This window comes from Pseudomonas zeae (assembly GCF_014268485.2).
Classification (GTDB): Bacteria; Pseudomonadota; Gammaproteobacteria; order Pseudomonadales; family Pseudomonadaceae; genus Aquipseudomonas; species Aquipseudomonas neuropathica.
Genome location: NZ_CP077090.1, coordinates 3,534,396 through 3,552,305 on the forward strand (window position 1 = coordinate 3,534,396; position 17,910 = coordinate 3,552,305).

17 protein-coding genes are annotated in these 17,910 nt (G+C 59.9%); 8 read left to right on the plus strand and 9 right to left on the minus strand.

The genetic code is table 11. The annotated features are described in order from the left end of the window. Positions 1-3 precede the first annotated feature (3 nt). Positions 4-1,155, plus strand: a complete 1,152-nt coding sequence (locus HU754_RS15425; RefSeq protein ID WP_093432721.1) for an acyl-CoA dehydrogenase family protein — start codon at positions 4-6, stop codon at positions 1,153-1,155. Positions 1,156-1,475: 320 nt separating this feature from the next. On the opposite strand, the gene HU754_RS15430 is transcribed toward HU754_RS15425, so the two are convergent. The 6 genes from HU754_RS15430 to HU754_RS15455 form a co-directional block, all read right to left on the minus strand. After that, positions 1,476-2,249: an enoyl-CoA hydratase gene (locus HU754_RS15430; RefSeq protein WP_093432724.1), complete on the minus strand. Its 774-nt coding sequence runs from the start codon at positions 2,247-2,249 to the stop codon at positions 1,476-1,478. Between the two features lie 16 nt (positions 2,250-2,265). Continuing rightward, on the minus strand, positions 2,266-3,393 hold the full coding sequence (locus HU754_RS15435; RefSeq protein ID WP_186623252.1) for an acyl-CoA dehydrogenase: 1,128 nt from the start codon (positions 3,391-3,393) through the stop codon (positions 2,266-2,268). A gap of 142 nt (positions 3,394-3,535) precedes the next feature. Further along, a complete protein-coding gene (locus HU754_RS15440) occupies positions 3,536-4,729 on the minus strand; it encodes an acetyl-CoA C-acyltransferase (RefSeq protein ID WP_186623254.1) in 1,194 nt (397 codons plus the stop codon). 12 nt (positions 4,730-4,741) lie between these two features. Next, positions 4,742-5,503 carry an SDR family NAD(P)-dependent oxidoreductase gene (locus tag HU754_RS15445; protein ID WP_186623257.1) on the minus strand — a complete coding sequence of 254 codons (762 nt, stop codon included), beginning with the start codon at positions 5,501-5,503 and terminating at the stop codon, positions 4,742-4,744. A gap of 16 nt (positions 5,504-5,519) precedes the next feature. Further along, on the minus strand, positions 5,520-7,184 hold the full coding sequence (locus tag HU754_RS15450; protein ID WP_186623266.1) for an AMP-binding protein: 1,665 nt from the start codon (positions 7,182-7,184) through the stop codon (positions 5,520-5,522). A gap of 226 nt (positions 7,185-7,410) precedes the next feature. Continuing rightward, a complete protein-coding gene (locus tag HU754_RS15455) occupies positions 7,411-8,427 on the minus strand; it encodes an AraC family transcriptional regulator (RefSeq protein ID WP_186623268.1) in 1,017 nt (338 codons plus the stop codon). Positions 8,428-8,718: 291 nt separating this feature from the next. Between HU754_RS15455 and efeU the strand changes: the two genes are divergently transcribed. From efeU to efeO (HU754_RS15475), 4 genes are read left to right on the plus strand one after another with little or no spacing between them, the layout of a single operon-like run. Next, a complete protein-coding gene (efeU, locus tag HU754_RS15460; protein WP_186623270.1) occupies positions 8,719-9,564 on the plus strand; it encodes an iron uptake transporter permease EfeU in 846 nt (281 codons plus the stop codon). An 8-nt stretch (positions 9,565-9,572) separates the two neighbouring features. Then, positions 9,573-10,772 carry an iron uptake system protein EfeO gene (efeO, locus tag HU754_RS15465; protein ID WP_186623272.1) on the plus strand — a complete coding sequence of 400 codons (1,200 nt, stop codon included), beginning with the start codon at positions 9,573-9,575 and terminating at the stop codon, positions 10,770-10,772. 18 nt (positions 10,773-10,790) lie between these two features. Then, positions 10,791-12,089: an iron uptake transporter deferrochelatase/peroxidase subunit gene (gene efeB, locus HU754_RS15470; RefSeq protein ID WP_186623274.1), complete on the plus strand. Its 1,299-nt coding sequence runs from the start codon at positions 10,791-10,793 to the stop codon at positions 12,087-12,089. Positions 12,090-12,117: 28 nt separating this feature from the next. After that, positions 12,118-12,942 carry an iron uptake system protein EfeO gene (gene efeO, locus HU754_RS15475; RefSeq protein ID WP_186623277.1) on the plus strand — a complete coding sequence of 275 codons (825 nt, stop codon included), beginning with the start codon at positions 12,118-12,120 and terminating at the stop codon, positions 12,940-12,942. A 123-nt stretch (positions 12,943-13,065) separates the two neighbouring features. On the opposite strand, the gene pssA is transcribed toward efeO (HU754_RS15475), so the two are convergent. Further along, on the minus strand, positions 13,066-14,409 hold the full coding sequence (gene pssA / locus HU754_RS15480; protein ID WP_186623279.1) for a CDP-diacylglycerol--serine O-phosphatidyltransferase: 1,344 nt from the start codon (positions 14,407-14,409) through the stop codon (positions 13,066-13,068). A gap of 216 nt (positions 14,410-14,625) precedes the next feature. Between pssA and HU754_RS15485 the strand changes: the two genes are divergently transcribed. Both HU754_RS15485 and HU754_RS15490 read left to right on the plus strand, forming a co-directional pair. Further along, positions 14,626-15,189: a TetR/AcrR family transcriptional regulator gene (locus HU754_RS15485; RefSeq protein ID WP_007914737.1), complete on the plus strand. Its 564-nt coding sequence runs from the start codon at positions 14,626-14,628 to the stop codon at positions 15,187-15,189. 54 nt (positions 15,190-15,243) lie between these two features. Continuing rightward, entirely contained in the window at positions 15,244-15,723 is a 480-nt protein-coding gene (locus HU754_RS15490) for a nuclear transport factor 2 family protein (RefSeq protein ID WP_186615028.1), read from the plus strand. A gap of 134 nt (positions 15,724-15,857) precedes the next feature. Here HU754_RS15490 and HU754_RS15495 read toward each other — a convergent pair whose 3' ends face one another. Continuing rightward, the gene (locus HU754_RS15495) at positions 15,858-16,082 is read right to left on the minus strand and encodes a hypothetical protein (protein WP_186623280.1); all 225 of its coding nucleotides are present in this window, start codon (positions 16,080-16,082) and stop codon (positions 15,858-15,860) included. A gap of 248 nt (positions 16,083-16,330) precedes the next feature. On the opposite strand from HU754_RS15495, the gene HU754_RS15500 reads away from it, so the two are divergent. Next, entirely contained in the window at positions 16,331-17,110 is a 780-nt protein-coding gene (locus HU754_RS15500) for a TSUP family transporter (RefSeq protein WP_093432755.1), read from the plus strand. On the opposite strand, the gene nudC is transcribed toward HU754_RS15500, so the two are convergent. Beyond that, on the minus strand, positions 17,078-17,908 hold the full coding sequence (nudC, locus tag HU754_RS15505; protein WP_186623281.1) for an NAD(+) diphosphatase: 831 nt from the start codon (positions 17,906-17,908) through the stop codon (positions 17,078-17,080). The genes HU754_RS15500 and nudC overlap by 33 nt on opposite strands. Positions 17,909-17,910: the final 2 nt, after the last annotated feature.

Here is a 17,910-nt window from a genome sequence, read left to right on the forward strand (position 1 = left end):
GCCATGCACGATCTCGAACTGACTGAAGAACAAGTGATGATCCGCGACATGGCCCGGGACTTTGCCCGTGGCGAAATCGCGCCGCACGCGCAGGCCTGGGAAAAGGCTGGCTGGATCGATGACGCGCTCGTCGCGAAGATGGGTGAACTCGGTTTGCTCGGCATGGTGGTACCCGAGGAATGGGGCGGCACCTACGTCGATTACGTCGCCTATGCCTTGGCCGTGGAAGAGATCTCTGCCGGTGACGGCGCAACCGGCGCCTTCATGAGTATCCATAACTCGGTGGGCTGCGGTCCGGTGCTCAATTACGGCAGCGAAGCGCAAAAACAGACCTGGCTGGCAGATCTGGCCAGTGGGCAAACCATCGGCTGCTTCTGCCTGACCGAACCGCAGGCCGGTTCCGAGGCGCACAACCTGCGCACCCGCGCCGAGTTGCGTGACGGCCAGTGGGTGATCAACGGCGCCAAGCAATTTGTCAGTAACGGCAAACGGGCGAAACTGGCAATCGTCTTTGCCGTGACCGATCCGGATCTGGGCAAGAAAGGTATTTCGGCGTTTCTGGTGCCGACCGATACAGCGGGGTTTATCGTTGATCGCACCGAGCACAAAATGGGCATTCGCGCCTCCGACACCTGCGCGGTGACGTTGAACAACTGCAGCATTCCCGAGGCCAATCTGCTCGGTGAACGCGGTAAAGGTCTGGCGATCGCCCTGTCCAACCTTGAAGGTGGTCGCATCGGCATCGCTGCGCAAGCATTGGGCATCGCCCGTGCTGCGTTTGAAGCGGCGCTGGTGTATTCGCGCGATCGCATCCAGTTCGGCAAACCGATCAACGAGCACCAGAGCATCGCCAATCTGTTGGCCGACATGCACATGCAAATCAACGCGGCACGCCTGATGATCCTGCATGCGGCGCGACTGCGCACGGCGGGCAAACCGTGTTTGTCGCAGGCGTCACAGGCCAAACTGTTTGCGTCGGAAATGGCCGAGAAGGTCTGTTCGTCAGCGATTCAGATTCATGGCGGGTATGGGTATCTGGAGGATTATCCGGTCGAGAAGTATTACCGCGATGCGCGGATTACCCAGATCTATGAAGGGTCGAGCGAGATTCAGCGGATGGTGATTGCGCGGGAGCTGAAGAACTATCAGTTGTAACGGTGTTGGCCCCTTTCCCTCACCCCAGCCCTCCCGAAACGTCGGACCGCCCAGAGGGAGAGGGAGCCGACCGAGGTGTCTGGCGCTATGCATCGACCTGAAAGACCGAGTCGATTATGGATTCAATAAAGCACTTCCAGGTCGGCGTAAATCTGAAATATCCCCCAATCAGTCCCCTCTCCCTCCGGGAGAGGGTTAGGGTGAGGGGCGCGAGCAGGCTCGCTCCCACAGAGATCTCCAGCGAACACAGATTTTGTGAACGCCGATAACCTCATGTGGGAGCGAGCCTGCTCGCGAAGGCGTCAGCTCAGGCACCGCGTTTATTTGCCCTTGAACTCAGCCTCACGCTTGGCAATAAACGCCGCCATCCCTTCCTTCTGATCCTGCGTCGCGAACGCCGCATGGAACACCCGGCGCTCAAAGCGCACGCCCTCAGTCAGATTGACCTCAAAGGCTCGGTTGACGCTTTCCTTGACCATCATCGCAATCGGCAACGACTTGCTGGCAATCACCGCCGCAACCTTCAACGCTTCATCCAACAACTCATCGCTCGGCACAATCCGCGCAACGATGCCGCAACGCTCGGCCTCCACCGCATCGATCATGCGTCCGCTCAGGCACATTTCCATGGCTTTCGCCTTGCCGACGGCGCGGGTCAGACGCTGGGTGCCGCCCATGCCCGGCAGCACACCGAGGTTGATTTCCGGCTGACCGAATCTGGCGTTGTCACCGGCCAGAATGAAGTCGCACATCAACGCCAGTTCACAACCACCGCCAAGGGCAAAGCCGTTGACGGCGGCAATGATCGGCTTACGCCGGTTGGCCACGCGATCGCTGTCGCTGAACAGATCGTCCATGTAAATCTGCGGGTAAGTCAGCTCGGCCATTTCCTTGATGTCGGCACCGGCGGCAAAGGCCTTTTTCGAACCGGTGAGAACGATGCAGCCAATGTTCGCATCCGCTTCCAGTGCGTCCAGGGCCTGGTTCACTTCGCTGACCAGTTGCGCGTTCAGCGCATTCAGCGCCTGCGGACGGTTGAGGGTGATGAGGCCAACGCGGCCATGGGTTTCCAGCAGAATGGTTTCGTACGTCATGAATCAAAATTCCTTCTTAAAGATTGCGCGAAATGACCATGCGCTGAATATCGCTGGTGCCTTCGTAGATCTGGCAGACACGCACGTCGCGGTAGATGCGCTCCAGCGGGAAGTCGTTGAGGTAACCGTAACCGCCAAGTGTTTGCAACGCCATTGAGCAGACCTTTTCGGCCATCTCCGAGGCGAATAGTTTGGCCATCGACGCCTCGACCAGTGCCGGTTGCCCACTGTCACGCAGGGCCGCCGCGTAATGCACCATCTGCCGGGCGACGGCGATCTGCGTGGCCATGTCGGCGAGGCGGAAAGCTACGGCCTGATGTTCGATGATCGGCTTGCCGAAGGTGTCGCGTTCACGGGCGTAATCACGCGCCGCTTCAAACGCCGCGCGGGCCATGCCCACCGACTGCGAAGCGATGCCGACGCGACCGCCTTCAAGGTTGGCCAGAGCAATCTTGTAGCCCTCGCCCTCTTCACCCAGGCGGTTGGCCACCGGCACTTTCACATCTTCAAAGAGGATCTGGCAGGTGTCGGAGGCGTGTTGGCCGAGCTTGTCTTCGACGCGAGCGACTTTATAGCCCGGTGAATCGGTCGGCACGATAAACGCGCTGATGCCGCGTTTGCCGGCGCTCGGATCGGTCACTGCAAAGACGATGACGATCCCGGCGTTTTGCCCGGAGGTGATGAACTGTTTGCAACCGTTCAGCACGTAGTGATCGCCTTCCAGCCGTGCGCGGGTTTTCAGGCTGCTGGCATCGGAACCGGCCTGCGGTTCGGTTAATGCAAAAGCGCCGAGCATGGAGCCGCTGGCCAACGGTTTGAGGAAGCGTTCACGCTGATCGTCATTGCCGAACTTGAGGATCGGCACGCAGCCGACCGAGTTGTGCACGCTCATGATCGTCGAACAGGCGCCGTCGCCGGCGGCGATTTCTTCCAGAGCCATGGCGTACGCCAGGTAACCGGTGTCGCAACCGCCCCACTGCTCCGGCACGAGCATGCCGAAGAAGCCCAGTTCGGCCATTTCAGCGATGGCTTCCTTGGGGAAACGGTGCTCGCGATCCCACTCGGCGGCGAACGGCTTCAAGCGTTCCTCGGCAAATTGCCGGGCCATATCACGGATCTGGGTTTGGTCTTCGTTGGGAATCATGGTGAATCCTTAAATGTAAGTCGCACCGCTTTCCCTGTAGGAGTGAGCCTGCTCGCGATAGCGGTGGGTCATATAAATCAGTGGTGACTGACACGACGTCATCGCGAGCAGGCTCACTCCTACAAGGGGATTGGTGTTGGGCTCAGTAGAGGCATTCCACGGCCATGGCCGTGGCTTCGCCGCCGCCGATGCAGATCGCCGCAATACCGCGCTTCTGCTTTCTCTGGCGTAGCGCCGAGAGCAACGTCACCAGAATCCGCGCACCCGAAGCACCGATCGGATGACCCAGCGCACAGGCGCCACCATGCACATTCAACTTGTCATGGGGGATTTCCAGGTGCGTCATCGCCGCCATGCCAACCACGGCAAACGCTTCGTTGACTTCGAACAGATCGACATCACCCAGCGACCAACCGGTTTTCTTGATCAGCTTCTTGATCGCCCCAATCGGCGCCACCGGGAACAGCCCCGGGGTATCGGCGAACGCAGCGTGGCCATGGATCACCGCCAGCGGTTTCAGCCCGAGTTTCTGTGCCTGCGACTGACGCATCAGCACCAGAGCCGCCGCGCCGTCAGAGATCGAGCTGGAGTTCGCCGCCGTCACCGTGCCGCCCTCGCGAAACGCCGGTTTCAGCGAGGCCACTTTGTCGAGTTTGGCTTTCGGCGGCTGCTCGTCGTGGCTGATCAGCACCTGCTCTTTGCCGACGGTCACGGTCAGCGGAACGATTTCATCCTTGAAGCTGCCGTCCTTGATCGCCTGCTGCGCGCGGGTGGTCGAGGCGATAGCAAAGGCGTCCTGCGCTTCGCGGCTGAAGTGGTTGGTCTCGGCGCAGTCTTCGGCGAAGGTGCCCATCAAGCGGCCCTTGTCGTAGGCGTCTTCGAGGCCGTCGAGGAACATCGAGTCGAGCACGCGGCCGTGGCCCATGCGATAACCGGCGCGAGCACGATCCAGCAGATACGGCGAGTTGGACATGCTTTCCATGCCACCGGCGATCACCACATCGGCGCTGCCAGCTATAAGCATGTCATGGGCGAGAATGGTGGTTTCCATGCCCGAACCGCACATCTTGTTGACCGTGGTGCAGCGGGTCGATTTATCCAGCCCGGCGCCCAATGCAGCCTGACGCGCAGGCGCCTGGCCGAGGCCCGCAGGCAGCACGCAACCGAATAGCACTTCATCGACCGCGTCGCTGGCAACACCGGCACGTTCAACCGCAGCCTTGATCGCAGCAGCACCGAGTTGCGGCGCGGTGAGGCTTTTCAGTTCGCCCTGAAAGCCGCCCATTGGCGTGCGCACGGCGCTGACGATGACAATCGGATCGTTGGAAATAGTCATGACAAATCCTCCTTACTTGGCGGCCATGCGCAAGGCACCGTCGAGACGGATCACCTCGCCGTTGAGCATGCTGTTTTCGATGATGTGCCGAACCAGCGCGGCGTACTCGGCAGGCTTGCCCAGACGCGGCGGGAACGGTACGCCGGCGGCCAGCGAATCGCGGACTTCCGGGGTCATGCCGGCCATCATCGGCGTTTCGAAAATGCCCGGGGCGATGGTCATCACGCGGATGCCGAAGCGCGCCAGCTCACGGGCGGCCGGCAGGGTCAGGCTGGCGATCGCGCCTTTCGAAGCGGAATACGCCGCTTGGCCGATCTGGCCGTCGAACGCTGCGACCGAGGCGGTGTTGATGATCACGCCGCGTTCGCCGTAGGCATTGGCCTCGGCTTCGGCGATGGCCGCAGCGGCCAGGCGCAACATATTGAAGCTGCCGATCAGGTTGACGTTGATCACTTGGGCGAAACTGCTCAGTGCATGTGGGCCGTTCTTGCCGAGGATCTTCTCGCCACGGACGATACCGGCGCAGTTGACCAGACCGTTGAGGCTGCCAAAGGCTTTGACGGTAGCCTGCACGGCAGCTTCAGCGGCGGCTTCGTTGCTGATATCGGCAACGACGCTTTGCGCGCCCAAACGCTGCGCCTGTGCGGCGACAGCTTCGGCATTCATGTCCACCAGCATCACTTTGGCGCCGGTACTGATCAGCAATTCAGCGGTGGCGGCACCCAGGCCGGACGCGCCGCCGGTGACGATAAAAACCTTGTTTTCGATCTGCATGACTGGACTTCCTGATTCAAGCTGAAACGTTATGCGCCGCGGCCTCTCGAGCCTTGGCGATTTCCTGGTTGCGCAAGATAAAGCGCTGCAATTTGCCACTTGGGGTCTTGGGCAATTCGCTGACAAATTCGATTTCACGCGGGTATGAGTGCGCGGCCAGACGTTTGCGTACGTGTTGGCGCAATTCTTCGGCCAGCTCCGGGGCGGCGCGGTATTGCGCACTCAGCACGACGAAGGCTTTGACCAGTTCGGTGCGCTCCGGGTCCGGCTTGCCGACGACGGCCGCTTCGACCACCGCCGGGTGCTCAATCAGCGCACTTTCGACATCGAACGGGCCTACGCGGTAGCCCGATGTGGTGATTACGTCATCGCTGCGGCCGACAAAACTGATGCTGCCGTCCGGGTTCCATTCCACGGTGTCACCGCTCAGGTAGTAATCGCCGACGAAAGCCTTGGTCGGCGCGCCTTCGTAACCGCCGAACCAGCACATCGGCGATTGCGGACGGTCGATGGCGAGAATGCCCGGCTGGCCGACACCAAGTTCGTTGTACTGATCGTCGAGCACCACGATGCGATGACCCGGTGAGGCGAAACCGGCGGCACCAACGTGCACCGCGTGATCAAGGCCGTGGTGATTGCACAGGACCATGCCCAGTTCGGTCTGGCCGTAATGGTCGTGGATGACCACGCCGAGGTTGTCGGCGAACCAGCGGATGACTTCCGGGTTCAGCGGCTCACCGGCGCTGCTGACGATGCGCAACTTGCCCTTGATCGACTTGGCGAATTCATCGCCACCGGCGATCAGCAAGCGATAGGCGGTGGGCGAACCGGTGAGGTTGGTGATGCCGTACTTGTTGATCACCCGGCAAGTGCTTTCGAGGGTGAACGGCCCATCGTAGAAAGTGATCGGATGGCCCATCGACAATGGCCCGGTGACGCCGAAATAGATGCCGTAGGCCCAACCCGGATCGGCGACGTTCCAGAAGGCGTCTTCGGGACGCAGGTCTACCGCATCGCGGGTGTAACTCTGGAACGCGACGATGGCTTTGAGCGGTACCGACAGCGCTTTCGAAGGGCCGGTGGTGCCGGAGGTGAACATCAGCAGGAACGGGTCTTCGCCGGTCAACAGGACCGGTTCGCAGACATTGGAGTAATTGGCCAGCTCGGCCCAGAAGCTGAAGTCGCCACGGACGATGCCCTGGCCTTTGGCGCCGCCAACGGTCACGAGGGTCGGGCAGTCAGCGACTTCGGCGAGTTTCGGCCGGTTGACCGCATCGGTGACCACGACTTTGGCGCCGGAGCTGTTCAGGCGATGTTCGAGGGCCTTGGGGCCGAAGGCGGTGAACAGCGGTTGATACACGGCGCCGATGCGCCAGGTGGCGAGCACGGTGATGAGCAATTCGATGTTGCGCGGCAGCAGGCCGGCGACCTTGTCGCCCTTCTGCACACCTTGGGCGAGGAGGAAGTTGGCGAAACGCGCGGTTTTGTCCTGCAGGTCGCTGAAGGTGTACGTCGCACTGGCGCCGTCGCGGCCTTCCCAGAACAGCGCAATGCGCCCGGGCAAGGCATGACGGTCGCAACATTCGACGCAGGCGTTGAGCGCCGCAAGCGTACCGCTGAGCGCGGCATCCACGGTGTGCTGATAGTTGAACTGTTCAGTGGCAGACAAGTAATCGCGCATTGCCAGAATCCCTCTGTTTTTTATTAGGCTGGGAAGCGTAAACAACAGGGGGATAGTCGCGCTGTGCGGGGGCTGGGGCAATGGTCAAAGCCATCAATGTGGCTGACTGGTTTGGCCAAGGTTTTAGTTTTGTGGCGCTTGGAATGGCGCTATCGCGAGCAGGCTCGCTCCCACAATTTGAAATGCATTCCCCTGTGGGAGTGAGCCTGCTCGCGAAGAGGCCGGGTCAGACAACCTCATTCAGGATCAGTTGGCGATAGTGGCCCGGATTCGACCCCGACCATTTGCGAAACGCCTTGTAGAACGAACTCGCATCGGCAAATCCCAAGCGGCTGGCAATCTCGACAAAACTGATCGAAGGCTCCGCCAGCCAGATAATCGCCAGTTCTTTGCGCACGCTGTCCTTGAGCCCTTGGTAGGTCTGCCCTTCTTCCGCCAAGCGCCGGCGCAACGTCGAAGCCGACATGCACAACTGTTGGGCCAGGGCCTCGGTTTCCGGCCACTGCTCGGCCGGCAACTCCCGCAGATCGTGCTTGATCCGACTAGCAAGGCTTTCCGGGTCGCGATACTTGACCAGAATGTTGGCCGGGGCGTGGGCGAGAAAGCGTTTCAGTTCTTCGGCGGTGCGCTTGATCGGTAGATCGAGGCAATCGGCAGAGAAGATCATCCGCGTGCGTGGACGCTCGAAACGCAGGTTTTCCGAGAACATCACTCGATAGTCATCGGTGAACGCCGGCGCCGCACAGCGCAGTTCGATCGCCAGAATCGGAATCCGCCGCCCCGCCAGCCAGCAGGCCACACCGTGGACGATCATCCAGTAGGTGAAATAGGTGAAGGCGCGACGCGGTTCGTGGTCATCCTCCAGCAGGACGATCTCCGCCAGACTTTGCTGATGCACCAATTGCGCTGGCATGCGCTCCAGCATCAGCGACAGAAAGCTCAGCCCCGTGTTCAAACCCGCTGCCAGCGTCGGTTGCGCCATCGCGCTGCGACAGAGGAATTCGAGGCTGCCAGACTTGAGCTTGCGCGGGTCCATGCCAAAGAACTCGTCATCGCCACGGCGTGCCAGAAGCCGCCAGAGTTTCGCGTATTGCGACGCCGGCACCCGGCCTTGTTCGGTTTGCAGCAACGCCGGAGCAATCCCGACCTTGTTCAAGACTTCTTCGGTGGCTGCCCCCGGGGCGCAACTTTGCAGCAGCGCTTCACGCACCAGTTGCACGGCGATGGTGTCTTTTTCCGACATGGAGCGCGGTAAACCTTGTTGTTTTTGAGTGGTGGGCATCTTACCGCAGGACATGAATTCAACACGAATCCCCTGTAGGAGTGAGCCCGCTCGCGATAGCGTCGTGTCAGTCAACATTGATTTTTCTGAGCCACCGCTTTCGCGAGCAGGCTCACTCCTACAGGGATCTGTGTGAGGCGAAAATTTAGGTTGTTCAGCTTGTGTTCAGGTTTATGCCAATCATTGTCATGTGAGAATGCTTGTCATTATGTTACAACTTGTAACCTCTTCGAATGACTTGTTGGACACCGAATGCTCGTTCCCTTCCTGATCATGCTGCGCGAAGGCATTGAAGCCGCGCTGATCGTTGGCATTATCGCCAGCTACCTGCAACAGACTGGCCGTGGTCAATGGATGCCTGCCGTGTGGATCGGCGTATTTCTCGCCGCCGCCCTCGCCCTGCTGGTCGGCGGTGGTCTGGAGCTGGTCAGCGCTGAGTTCCCGCAAAAGCAGCAGGAGCTGTTCGAAGGCGTGGTCGGGCTGGTGGCCGTAGGCATTCTCAGCTCCATGGTGTTCTGGATGCGCAAGGTCGCGCGCTCGATCAAGCATTCGCTACAAGCCTCGCTGGATCACGCGCTGACCTCTTCGAAACATCAGGTGATCGCACTGATCGCCATGGTGTTCTTCGCGGTCGCTCGCGAAGGCCTGGAAACGGTGTTCTTCCTGCTCGCGGTATTCCAGCAAAGTGAAGGCCCCGGCGCGCCGATCGGTGCCCTGCTCGGGCTGATTTTGGCGATCATCGTCGGTTTCCTGATCTACAGCGGCAGCATGCGCCTCAATCTTTCGGCGTTCTTCAAGTGGACCGGCCTGTTCATTCTGGTGGTGGCCGCCGGGATTCTCGCCAACTCGGTGCAGGCGTTGCATGAAGCCGGGTTGTGGAATCACCTGCAAACCGTGCTGTTCGACTTCAGCGCGACGCTGCCGATGGATGGCCCGTTGGGCTCGGTGCTCGCCGGCATGTTCGGTTATCAGGATGCGCCGACTGTCAGCACCCTCGGTGCGTATCTGCTTTATCTGCTGGTGGCGCTGGTGATGTTCTTTTACCCGGCTCCCGCGCCGAAGCCCTCCGCACAATCGTCTTTCGTTTCCAGCCAATAAGGGCATTCATGTCAAAGCCTAATACTCCTCAGGCCTCCCCTCCTCGCGCCTTGCGTTGGGCGGTGGCCGGCTCGGTGGTGGTGATGATCGCCGCCGGTGGTCTGTTCTATTACGCCTCGAAAATGGCTGCGGCCAAGCGTCAGCACAACCACGATGAAGTGGTGGTGAACATTCATCCGGGCAATTGCGAACCCAACGCGCTGACGGTGCCGGCCGGTCGCGCCAGTTTCCGCATCGTCAACCGCTCCGACCGCGCCGTGGAATGGGAAATCCTCGACGGCGTGCTCGTTGTCGAGGAGCGGGAAAACATTGCGCCGGGCCTGAGCCAAGTGATCAACGCCAACCTGCAGCCGGGCGATTACGCGATCACCTGCGGCCTGCTGAGCAACCCGCGCGGCACCCTGCACGTGACGCCGACTGCCGCTTCTGATGCTGCGGCCAAAGCCAAGCCGTCGATGGTCGCCTTCGTTGGGCCATTGTCGGAATTTCGCGTGTACCTGGCCAGCCAGAGCAACGCATTGATCAAAGCCGTGACCGCGCTCGATCAAGCGATTGAAAGCGGCGACTTGAGTCAGGCTCAAGCGCTGTACTTACCGGCGCGCGCGGCTTATCAACGTCTGGCCCCTGCCGCGCAACGCCTGGCGGAACTGGACAACAGCATCAACGCCCGCGCCGACTACTTCGAAAAGCGCGAACAGGATCCGGCCTTCGTCGGTTTCCACCGCATCGAATACGCACTGTTCCAGCAACGCAATCTCGACCAACTGACGCCCGTTGCCCAGCGCCTGCTCAGCGATGTCACCACGCTCAAACAGCAATTGCTCGCTCAAAGCCTGCCACCGGAGCAACTGGTCAGCATCATCGTGCGCAACCTCAACACCTTGGCCGACGTCCGTGCTGCCAGCGGTGAAGAAGAACGCTACAGCCACAGCGACCTCAACGGTTTCGCTGCCAACGTGCAAACCGCGCACAAAGTCGTCGATCTGCTGCGGCCGATGCTGAGCAAATCAGCCGCTGACCTGCTGCCGAAAATCGATAAGGCACTGGCGGATTTCGACAGCGAACTCGACACCTACAAGATCAAGGACGGCTACGCCAGTTACGACGCCATCAGCGGCGAACAACGCAAGCAGATTGCCGACAAGGCCCAGGCTCTGGCCGACGCTCTGGATGGCATTGATCCCGCCCTCGGCCTCTCCGGCCTGTAAGCAGAAGACGATTTGACGATGAAAGATATCGAACCACTCAACCTGCAACGTCGCCGTGTCCTGATGGGCATGGGCGCCGCCGGTGTCGCCCTCGCCGGCTCGGCCCTGAGCTGTCCGGCCATGGCCGCCGCGCCGGCACAAGTCACCGAAGCACCGAGCAGTGACAAGACCGAAGACCGTCACGATTTCCACGGCATCCACCAGACCGGCATCGTCACCCCGCGGCCGGCGTCGGGCATGCTCGTATCGTTCGACGTGTTGGCCAGTGATCGTGAAGATCTGGAGCGGCTGTTCCGCACCCTCAACGAGCGCATCGCGTTCCTGATGAAGGGCGGCCCGGTGGCGCAGATTGATCCGAAACTGCCGCCGCCGGACTCCGGCATCCTCGGCCCGAATGTAACCCCGGACAACCTGACCATCACCGTTTCGGTCGGCGAGTCGCTGTTCGACGAGCGCTTCGGTCTGGCCGACGCCAAGCCCAAACGCCTGATGCGCATGGTCGGGTTTCCCAACGATGCGCTGGACGCCGATTGCTGCCACGGTGACCTGAGCCTGCAGTTCTGCTCGAACACCGCCGACACCAACATTCACGCCCTGCGCGATATCGTCAAAAACCTTCCCGACCTGCTGCTGGTGCGCTGGAAGCAGGAAGGCAGCGTACCGCCGCAAGCCCCGGCAAAAGCCGGTGTGCCGGCGCAATCGGCGCGTAACTTCCTGGGGTTCCGCGATGGCTCGGCCAACCCCGATTCCAACGACGCTAAAGCCATGGATCGCCTGGTCTGGGTGCAACCGGGCAGTGACGAACCGGCCTGGGCCGCTCACGGCAGCTATCAAGCGGTGCGGATCATCCGCAACTTTGTCGAGCGCTGGGACCGTACGCCATTGCAGGAACAGGAAAGCATCATCGGCCGGGTCAAAACCACCGGCGCGCCGATGGGTGCGCAGCATGAGACTGAAGTCCCGGATTACAGCAAAGACCCGGCCGGCAAGCTGACTAAGCTCGACGCGCACATTCGCCTGGCCAACCCGCGCACCGCCGCGAGCCAGGCCAATCTGATCCTGCGCCGGCCGTTCAACTATTCGAATGGCGTGAACAAGAACGGCCAGCTCGACATGGGCCTGCTGTTCATCTGCTACCAGGCCGATCTGGAAAAAGGCTTTATCACCGTGCAGACCCGCCTCAACGGCGAGCCGCTGGAGGAATACCTCAAACCGGTCGGCGGCGGCTATTTCTTTACCCTACCGGGTGTCACGGGCGACAAGGACTTTATCGGTCGCTCGCTGCTCAACGCCACACAACCGAAAACAGCCGCATAAAACAATCTCGACACTGGAGCCGCCCCCGATGAAAAAGACCCCACTCGCGTTACTGCTGACCCTTGGTTTGCTCAACACCCCGCTGTCGGCATTCGCTGCCACCGCACCGCTGGATCTGGTGGGGCCGGTTTCGGACTACAAGATTTACGTCACCGAGCAATTGGATGAGCTGGGCAGCCACACCCAACAATTCACCGATGCGGTGAAGAAAGGTGATTTGGCCACCGCGCAAAAGCTCTACGCGCCAACCCGCGTTTACTACGAGTCGATCGAGCCGATTGCCGAGCTGTTCAGTGACCTCGATGCCTCCATCGACTCCCGTGTCGACGACCACGAGAAAGGCGTAAAGGCTGACGACTTCACCGGCTTCCACCGCATCGAATACTCGCTGTTCTCGGAAAAAAGCACTCAGGGCCTTAACGAGTTGGCGGACAAGCTCAACAGCGACGTAAAAGATCTGCAGACCCGCGTCGCCGGCCTGACTTTCCCGCCGGAGAAAGTGGTCGGCGGTGCCGCCGCGCTGCTGGAAGAAGTCGCCGCGACCAAGATCTCCGGCGAAGAAGATCGCTACAGCCACACCGACCTGTATGACTTCCAGGGCAACATCGACGGCGCGAAGAAAATCGTTGATCTGTTCCGTCCGCAGATCGAGCAGCAGGACAAGGCTTTTGTCGCGAAGGTCGACAAGAACTTTGCCACCGTCGACAAGATTCTGGCCAAGTACAAAACCAAGGACGGTGGTTTCGAGACGTATGACAAGGTGAAGGATAACGACCGTAAAGCGCTGGTTGGGCCGGTGAATACACTGGCGGAAGATCTGTCCACGTTGCGTGGCAAGTTGGGGCTGAACTAAGTTTTTTAGCGTCTGTTAAGGCCCTATCGCGAGCAGGCTCACTCCTACAAGGGGAACGCGTTCCAAATGTAGGAGTGAGCCTGCTCGCGATAGCGGTTGTATGACCGCTACAAATTTAAAGCCTTACAAAATCCGGTAGAGCAACCGCTCAATCCGCACCCGACTCACGCGCTTGAGAAATTTGGCCACCCCGGCCGGGTATTCGGGCAGCGTCTCCAGGCTCTGAAAGCTGTCAATCCGCGTGGTATGGCGGAAAATCTCTTCCAGTTCCTTCGCCCGTGGCTCCAGCCATTCGCCCTTTGGATCATCGATCAACAAGGCGTTTTCCAGATCCAGGCGAAACGCTCGTGGATTAAGGTTGTTGCCGGTCAGCAACGTATAGCGCTGATCAATCCACATGCCCTTGAGGTGATAGGTGTTGTCGCCGTCACGCCACAGGTGCAGGTTCAACTGACCGCTGTCGATGTTGCGCTGATGGCGCTTGGCAAAGCGGCGCAGGCTGATTTCGTACAGATACGGCAATGCCGCGATCACCTTGAACGGCTCGCTCGGCGGGATATAAAAGTCGTTGGCGGTCTTGTCGCCGACCACGATATCGATCTTCACGCCACGGGCCAGCGCTCGGTTGATCTCGCGAATCACACCCAACGGCAGGTTGAAGTACGGGGTGCAGATGGTCAGCTGTTTTTGCGCGCTGGCGATCAATTCGAGAATCGCCCGGTTCAACGGGTTGTTCTTGCCGACGCCGAGCAACGGGCTGACCGACAGGCCGTCTCTGGCGACGCTGCCATTGGCGGTGTCGTACGTCGCGTACTTGAGACGGCTGCGCAGATCGCCGATGTCGTTGCGCAGGCTGCGTGTGGTCGGCAGGTTCGGCAGATCGAGGCGATGCACGGCTTTGGATTCGATCAGGCCATGTTTGACCAGGTGATGCATCGAGTCGGCCAGCTCAGCGCTGTGCAGCACGTGATAACGGTCGAAACGGTACTTGTCGAACTTGTGCAGATAAACGTTGTTCAGGCTCGCACCGCTGTAGACCACGCAGTCGTCGATCACAAAACCCTTCAAATGCAGCACGCCGAACAACTCGCGGGTCTGCACCGGCACGCCGTACACCGGCACTTCGCTCTGGTGCGTGCGGGTCATTTCCTGATACCACGCCGAATTGCCCGGCTGCTTGCCGGCGCCGATCAGCCCGCGCTGGGCGCGCAACCAATCGACGACCACGGCGATCTCCAGCTCGGGGCGCTTGAGCTTGGCGGCGTGCAAGGCATCGAGGATTTCCTGACCGGCTTCGTCTTGCTGCAGATACAGCGCAACGATGTAGATGCGCTGGGTCGCCGTGGCGATTTTCTCCAGCAGGCAACGACGAAACTCGGCGGCGCCGGACAGAATGGTCACGGCCTCGGCGGTCAGCGGAAAGCTGCGCAATTTGGGCAGCAAGGAACGTTTGAAAAGCAACGGCATAGGGCTCGCAATGGGTCGAATCCGAAGAACCCGAGAGCTTACACCATCACATCCTTCGGGTCTTGTTAGTGTCTGTAATGGCCTCTTCGCGAGCAGGCTCGCTCCCACCTTTGAAACGCATTCCACTGTGGGAGCGCGCCTGCTCGCGAAGACGATTTCACAGTCGACAAAAATACCCGCTTGACCAAGGAGAACAATCGTTCTACTGTTCGCCACATGAACGAAATCACTAGCAATGACACACGCGACATCATTCTGGATGTCACCGAAAAGTTGATCTACAAAAGTGGCATCGCTGCCACCAGCATGGATCTTCTGGTGAAAACCGCCGGCGTCTCCAGAAAAAGCATCTACCGTTACTTTGCCGACAAGGACGCGCTGACCGTCGCCGCCCTGCAACGTCGCGACGTGCGCTGGATGCACTGGTACAGAAGCGCTGTCGATCAAGCCGAAACCCCGGCCGATCGCCTGCTTAACCTGTTTACCGTGCTCAAGAGCTGGTTCGCCTCCGAAGGCTTTCGCGGCTGCGCGTTCATCAACACCAGCGGCGAAACCGGTGACCCGCAGGACCCGGTGCGGCTGGTGGCGAAAGAACACAAACAGAAGCTGCTCGACTACGTGTGCGAGCTGTGTACCGAACATGGCGCCGAGGATCCGCAACTGCTGGCCAAACAGCTGCTGATCCTGATTGACGGTGCCATTACCGTAGCGCTTGTGATGGGTGATCACAGTGCCGCCGATAATGCGCAATGCATGGCGCGAAAGTTATTGGACCTGTAACGCCTTAATAAGCCGGACTTGTTGTTCAATTATTAATTAGATCGGGAGACTGATATGTCTACTGCAGCCCAGGTACGTCCGCCATTGCCACCCTTCAACCGTGAATCGGCCATCGAGAAAGTTCGCCTGGCCGAGGATGGCTGGAACTCCCGCGACCCGGAACGGGTATCGCTGGCTTACACCCTCGACACCAAATGGCGCAACCGCGCCGAATTCGCCAACAACCGTGAAGAAGCCAAGGCCTTCCTGACCCGTAAATGGGCGAAAGAACTGGATTATCGTTTGATCAAGGAACTGTGGGCTTACTCGGATACCCGTATCGCCGTGCGTTACGCCTATGAATGGCACGATGATTCGGGCAACTGGTTCCGCTCCTACGGCAACGAAAACTGGGAGTTCGACGAGCAAGGCCTGATGTTCCAGCGTTACGCGTGCATCAACGACATGCCGATCAAGGAAAGCGAACGCAAGTTCCACTGGCCGCTGGGCCGCCGCCCGGATGATCATCCGGGGCTGACCGAACTCGGCCTGTAAATTCACATAAATCCCCTGTGGGAGTTAGCCTGCTAGCGATAGCGCACCGTCATTCAACGAATGTGTTGAATATCCGATCGGCATCGCCAGCAGGCCTGTCCCTATCAGTTCTCCTGACCGGTTACCGTGTCGAGTTACCCCCTGCCCTCGAGGTCCTGATCCGAATAATATTTCTCCCAATCAAAATCTGGATCCTCCCGATAATCGTAGGTAACAGTTGCCGAGTGCTTTTTGGGGTGCATCTGAACGTTCGTAATCAAAAGGATTTTTCCAGCCTCGGTTCGGTTTTTGATGGTTTTGTCCCGAGCGTCTTGTTCGGTTTCGGCAGTTCCGTGCAGGTCAACAATGAATTCCATCATCCATTCTCCTTTAATTGCCTTTTTCCTCGCGCGACAGCGAGAAGGATCAATGCTCGCTTTCCATACAAAATCTGGCACCTGTTAAACCTGACAGGTTTTTATATTGATTCGAACTAGCCACCGCTGCTAAACAGGCATTTCAATGAAGCGATCCGGGCAAAGCCATAGCTCGCCGCAACAGTTGGATACAGGTAACATGACCGCCCTCCCCGCAGCCAAATCTGCGCCCTGCCGAATAAGCCGATTCCATGCCTTTCGAACTCAGCGTTGACCTCACCACCCTCGCCATTCTGGCCTTTGTCGCTTTCATTGCCGGTTTCATCGATGCCATCGCCGGCGGTGGCGGCCTGCTGACCACGCCCGCACTGCTGACCGCTGGCCTGCCGCCGCATCTGGTGCTCGGCACCAACAAACTCAGCTCGACGTTCGGCTCGGCCACTGCCAGTTTCACCTTCTACAAACGCAAGCTGTTCCACCCGCGTCAGTGGACCCACGCCATCGTCGGCACACTGGTCGGCGCCCTGGCCGGCGCCATCGTCGCGCATTACCTGCCGGCGGAATGGCTGAACAAGATGCTCCCGGTGATTGTGTTTGCCTGCGGCCTGTATCTATTGTTCGGCGGCACGCCAAAAGCGCCGCTGGACAGCGACGCACCGATCAAAAAGAAATGGCAATCGAGCCAAGGCTTCAGCCTCGGTTTCTATGACGGCGTGGCCGGCCCCGGCACGGGCGCGTTCTGGACAGTGAGCAGCCTGCTGCTCTACCCGATCGATCTGGTCAAGGCCAGCGGCGTGGCGCGCAGCATGAACTTCGTCAGCAACATTGCGGCGCTGTCGGTGTTCGTGTTTTCCGGGCAGGTGGACTGGATCATCGGCCTGAGCATGGGCCTGTCGGTGATGGTCGGCGCGTTCTTTGGCGCGCGAACCGCGATCAGCGGCGGCGCCAAATTCATTCGCCCGGTGTTCATCACCGTGGTGCTGGGTTTGACCGTACGTTTAGCCTGGCAGCACTGGTTCAGCGTGGCCTAAGCGTCGCGCCACGTAGACGTCGATCAGGTAACGGGCAATCGACTTTGACGCCGGCAACGGCGGCAGGTCGTGCACGTTGAACCACTGGGCGTCTTCGATCTCGTCTTCCTGACAGACAATCTCGCCACCGGCGTACTCGGCATGGAAGCCGAGCATCATCGAATGCGGGAACGGCCAGCACTGACTGCCCATGTACTGAATGTTCTGCACCTCGATCTGCACTTCTTCGCGCACTTCACGAATCAGGCAATCCTCGGCCGACTCGCCAGGTTCAGCGAATCCGGCCAGCGTGCTGTAGACCCCGGTGACGAATCGCGGTGAGCGCGCCAACAGAATCTCGTCGCCACGGGTAATCAGTACGATCATGCTCGGTGAAATCCGCGGGTAACTGCGCAGATCGCACGGCTGGCAATACATCGCCCGCTCGCGCGGTACCTGCGTCATCGCCTGGCCGCAATTACCGCAGAAACGATGCTCGCGCGCCCAGGTACCGATCTGTGCGGCGTAACCGAGGACTTTGTAGATCGTGTGCTCGCCATCGAGCATGAACGCCCGCAGGCCTTTCCAGTTACAACCCGGCACTTCGCTGGCGTTGTGCAGTTCCAGCAAGTACACCGGCTCACCGTCGAGATGGCCAATGCCGTGCTCGGCGAGGACCGACAAGTCCTGACGCTTGAGCCATTCCCGGGGGAACAGTGCGCCGTTGTCATCGAACAGAAAGCCTTCCGGGCTGCGCGCCACGGCCCAGCCGCCGGGTTGATCGGTGTCCAGTACTGCAGTGGTCCAGCGAGATGTCATGG

Excerpts from the sequence above, each read along its gene's own strand:
- nudC (WP_186623281.1), bottom strand. The coding sequence starts at position 17,908 with ATGACATCTCGCTGGACCACTGCAGTACTGGACACCGATCAACCCGGC.
- HU754_RS15485 (WP_007914737.1), top strand. The coding sequence starts at position 14,626 with ATGAACGAAATCACTAGCAATGACACACGCGACATCATTCTGGATGTC.
- HU754_RS15500 (WP_093432755.1), top strand. The coding sequence starts at position 16,331 with ATGCCTTTCGAACTCAGCGTTGACCTCACCACCCTCGCCATTCTGGCC.
- efeU (WP_186623270.1), top strand. The coding sequence starts at position 8,719 with ATGCTCGTTCCCTTCCTGATCATGCTGCGCGAAGGCATTGAAGCCGCG.
- HU754_RS15450 (WP_186623266.1), bottom strand. The coding sequence starts at position 7,184 with ATGCGCGATTACTTGTCTGCCACTGAACAGTTCAACTATCAGCACACC.
- efeO (WP_186623272.1), top strand. The coding sequence starts at position 9,573 with ATGTCAAAGCCTAATACTCCTCAGGCCTCCCCTCCTCGCGCCTTGCGT.
- HU754_RS15455 (WP_186623268.1), bottom strand. The coding sequence starts at position 8,427 with ATGTCGGAAAAAGACACCATCGCCGTGCAACTGGTGCGTGAAGCGCTG.
- HU754_RS15440 (WP_186623254.1), bottom strand. The coding sequence starts at position 4,729 with ATGACTATTTCCAACGATCCGATTGTCATCGTCAGCGCCGTGCGCACG.
- HU754_RS15495 (WP_186623280.1), bottom strand. The coding sequence starts at position 16,082 with ATGATGGAATTCATTGTTGACCTGCACGGAACTGCCGAAACCGAACAA.
- efeB (WP_186623274.1), top strand. The coding sequence starts at position 10,791 with ATGAAAGATATCGAACCACTCAACCTGCAACGTCGCCGTGTCCTGATG.
- HU754_RS15445 (WP_186623257.1), bottom strand. The coding sequence starts at position 5,503 with ATGCAGATCGAAAACAAGGTTTTTATCGTCACCGGCGGCGCGTCCGGC.
- HU754_RS15435 (WP_186623252.1), bottom strand. The coding sequence starts at position 3,393 with ATGATTCCCAACGAAGACCAAACCCAGATCCGTGATATGGCCCGGCAA.
- pssA (WP_186623279.1), bottom strand. The coding sequence starts at position 14,409 with ATGCCGTTGCTTTTCAAACGTTCCTTGCTGCCCAAATTGCGCAGCTTT.
- efeO (WP_186623277.1), top strand. The coding sequence starts at position 12,118 with ATGAAAAAGACCCCACTCGCGTTACTGCTGACCCTTGGTTTGCTCAAC.
- HU754_RS15430 (WP_093432724.1), bottom strand. The coding sequence starts at position 2,249 with ATGACGTACGAAACCATTCTGCTGGAAACCCATGGCCGCGTTGGCCTC.
- HU754_RS15490 (WP_186615028.1), top strand. The coding sequence starts at position 15,244 with ATGTCTACTGCAGCCCAGGTACGTCCGCCATTGCCACCCTTCAACCGT.
- HU754_RS15425 (WP_093432721.1), top strand. The coding sequence starts at position 4 with ATGCACGATCTCGAACTGACTGAAGAACAAGTGATGATCCGCGACATG.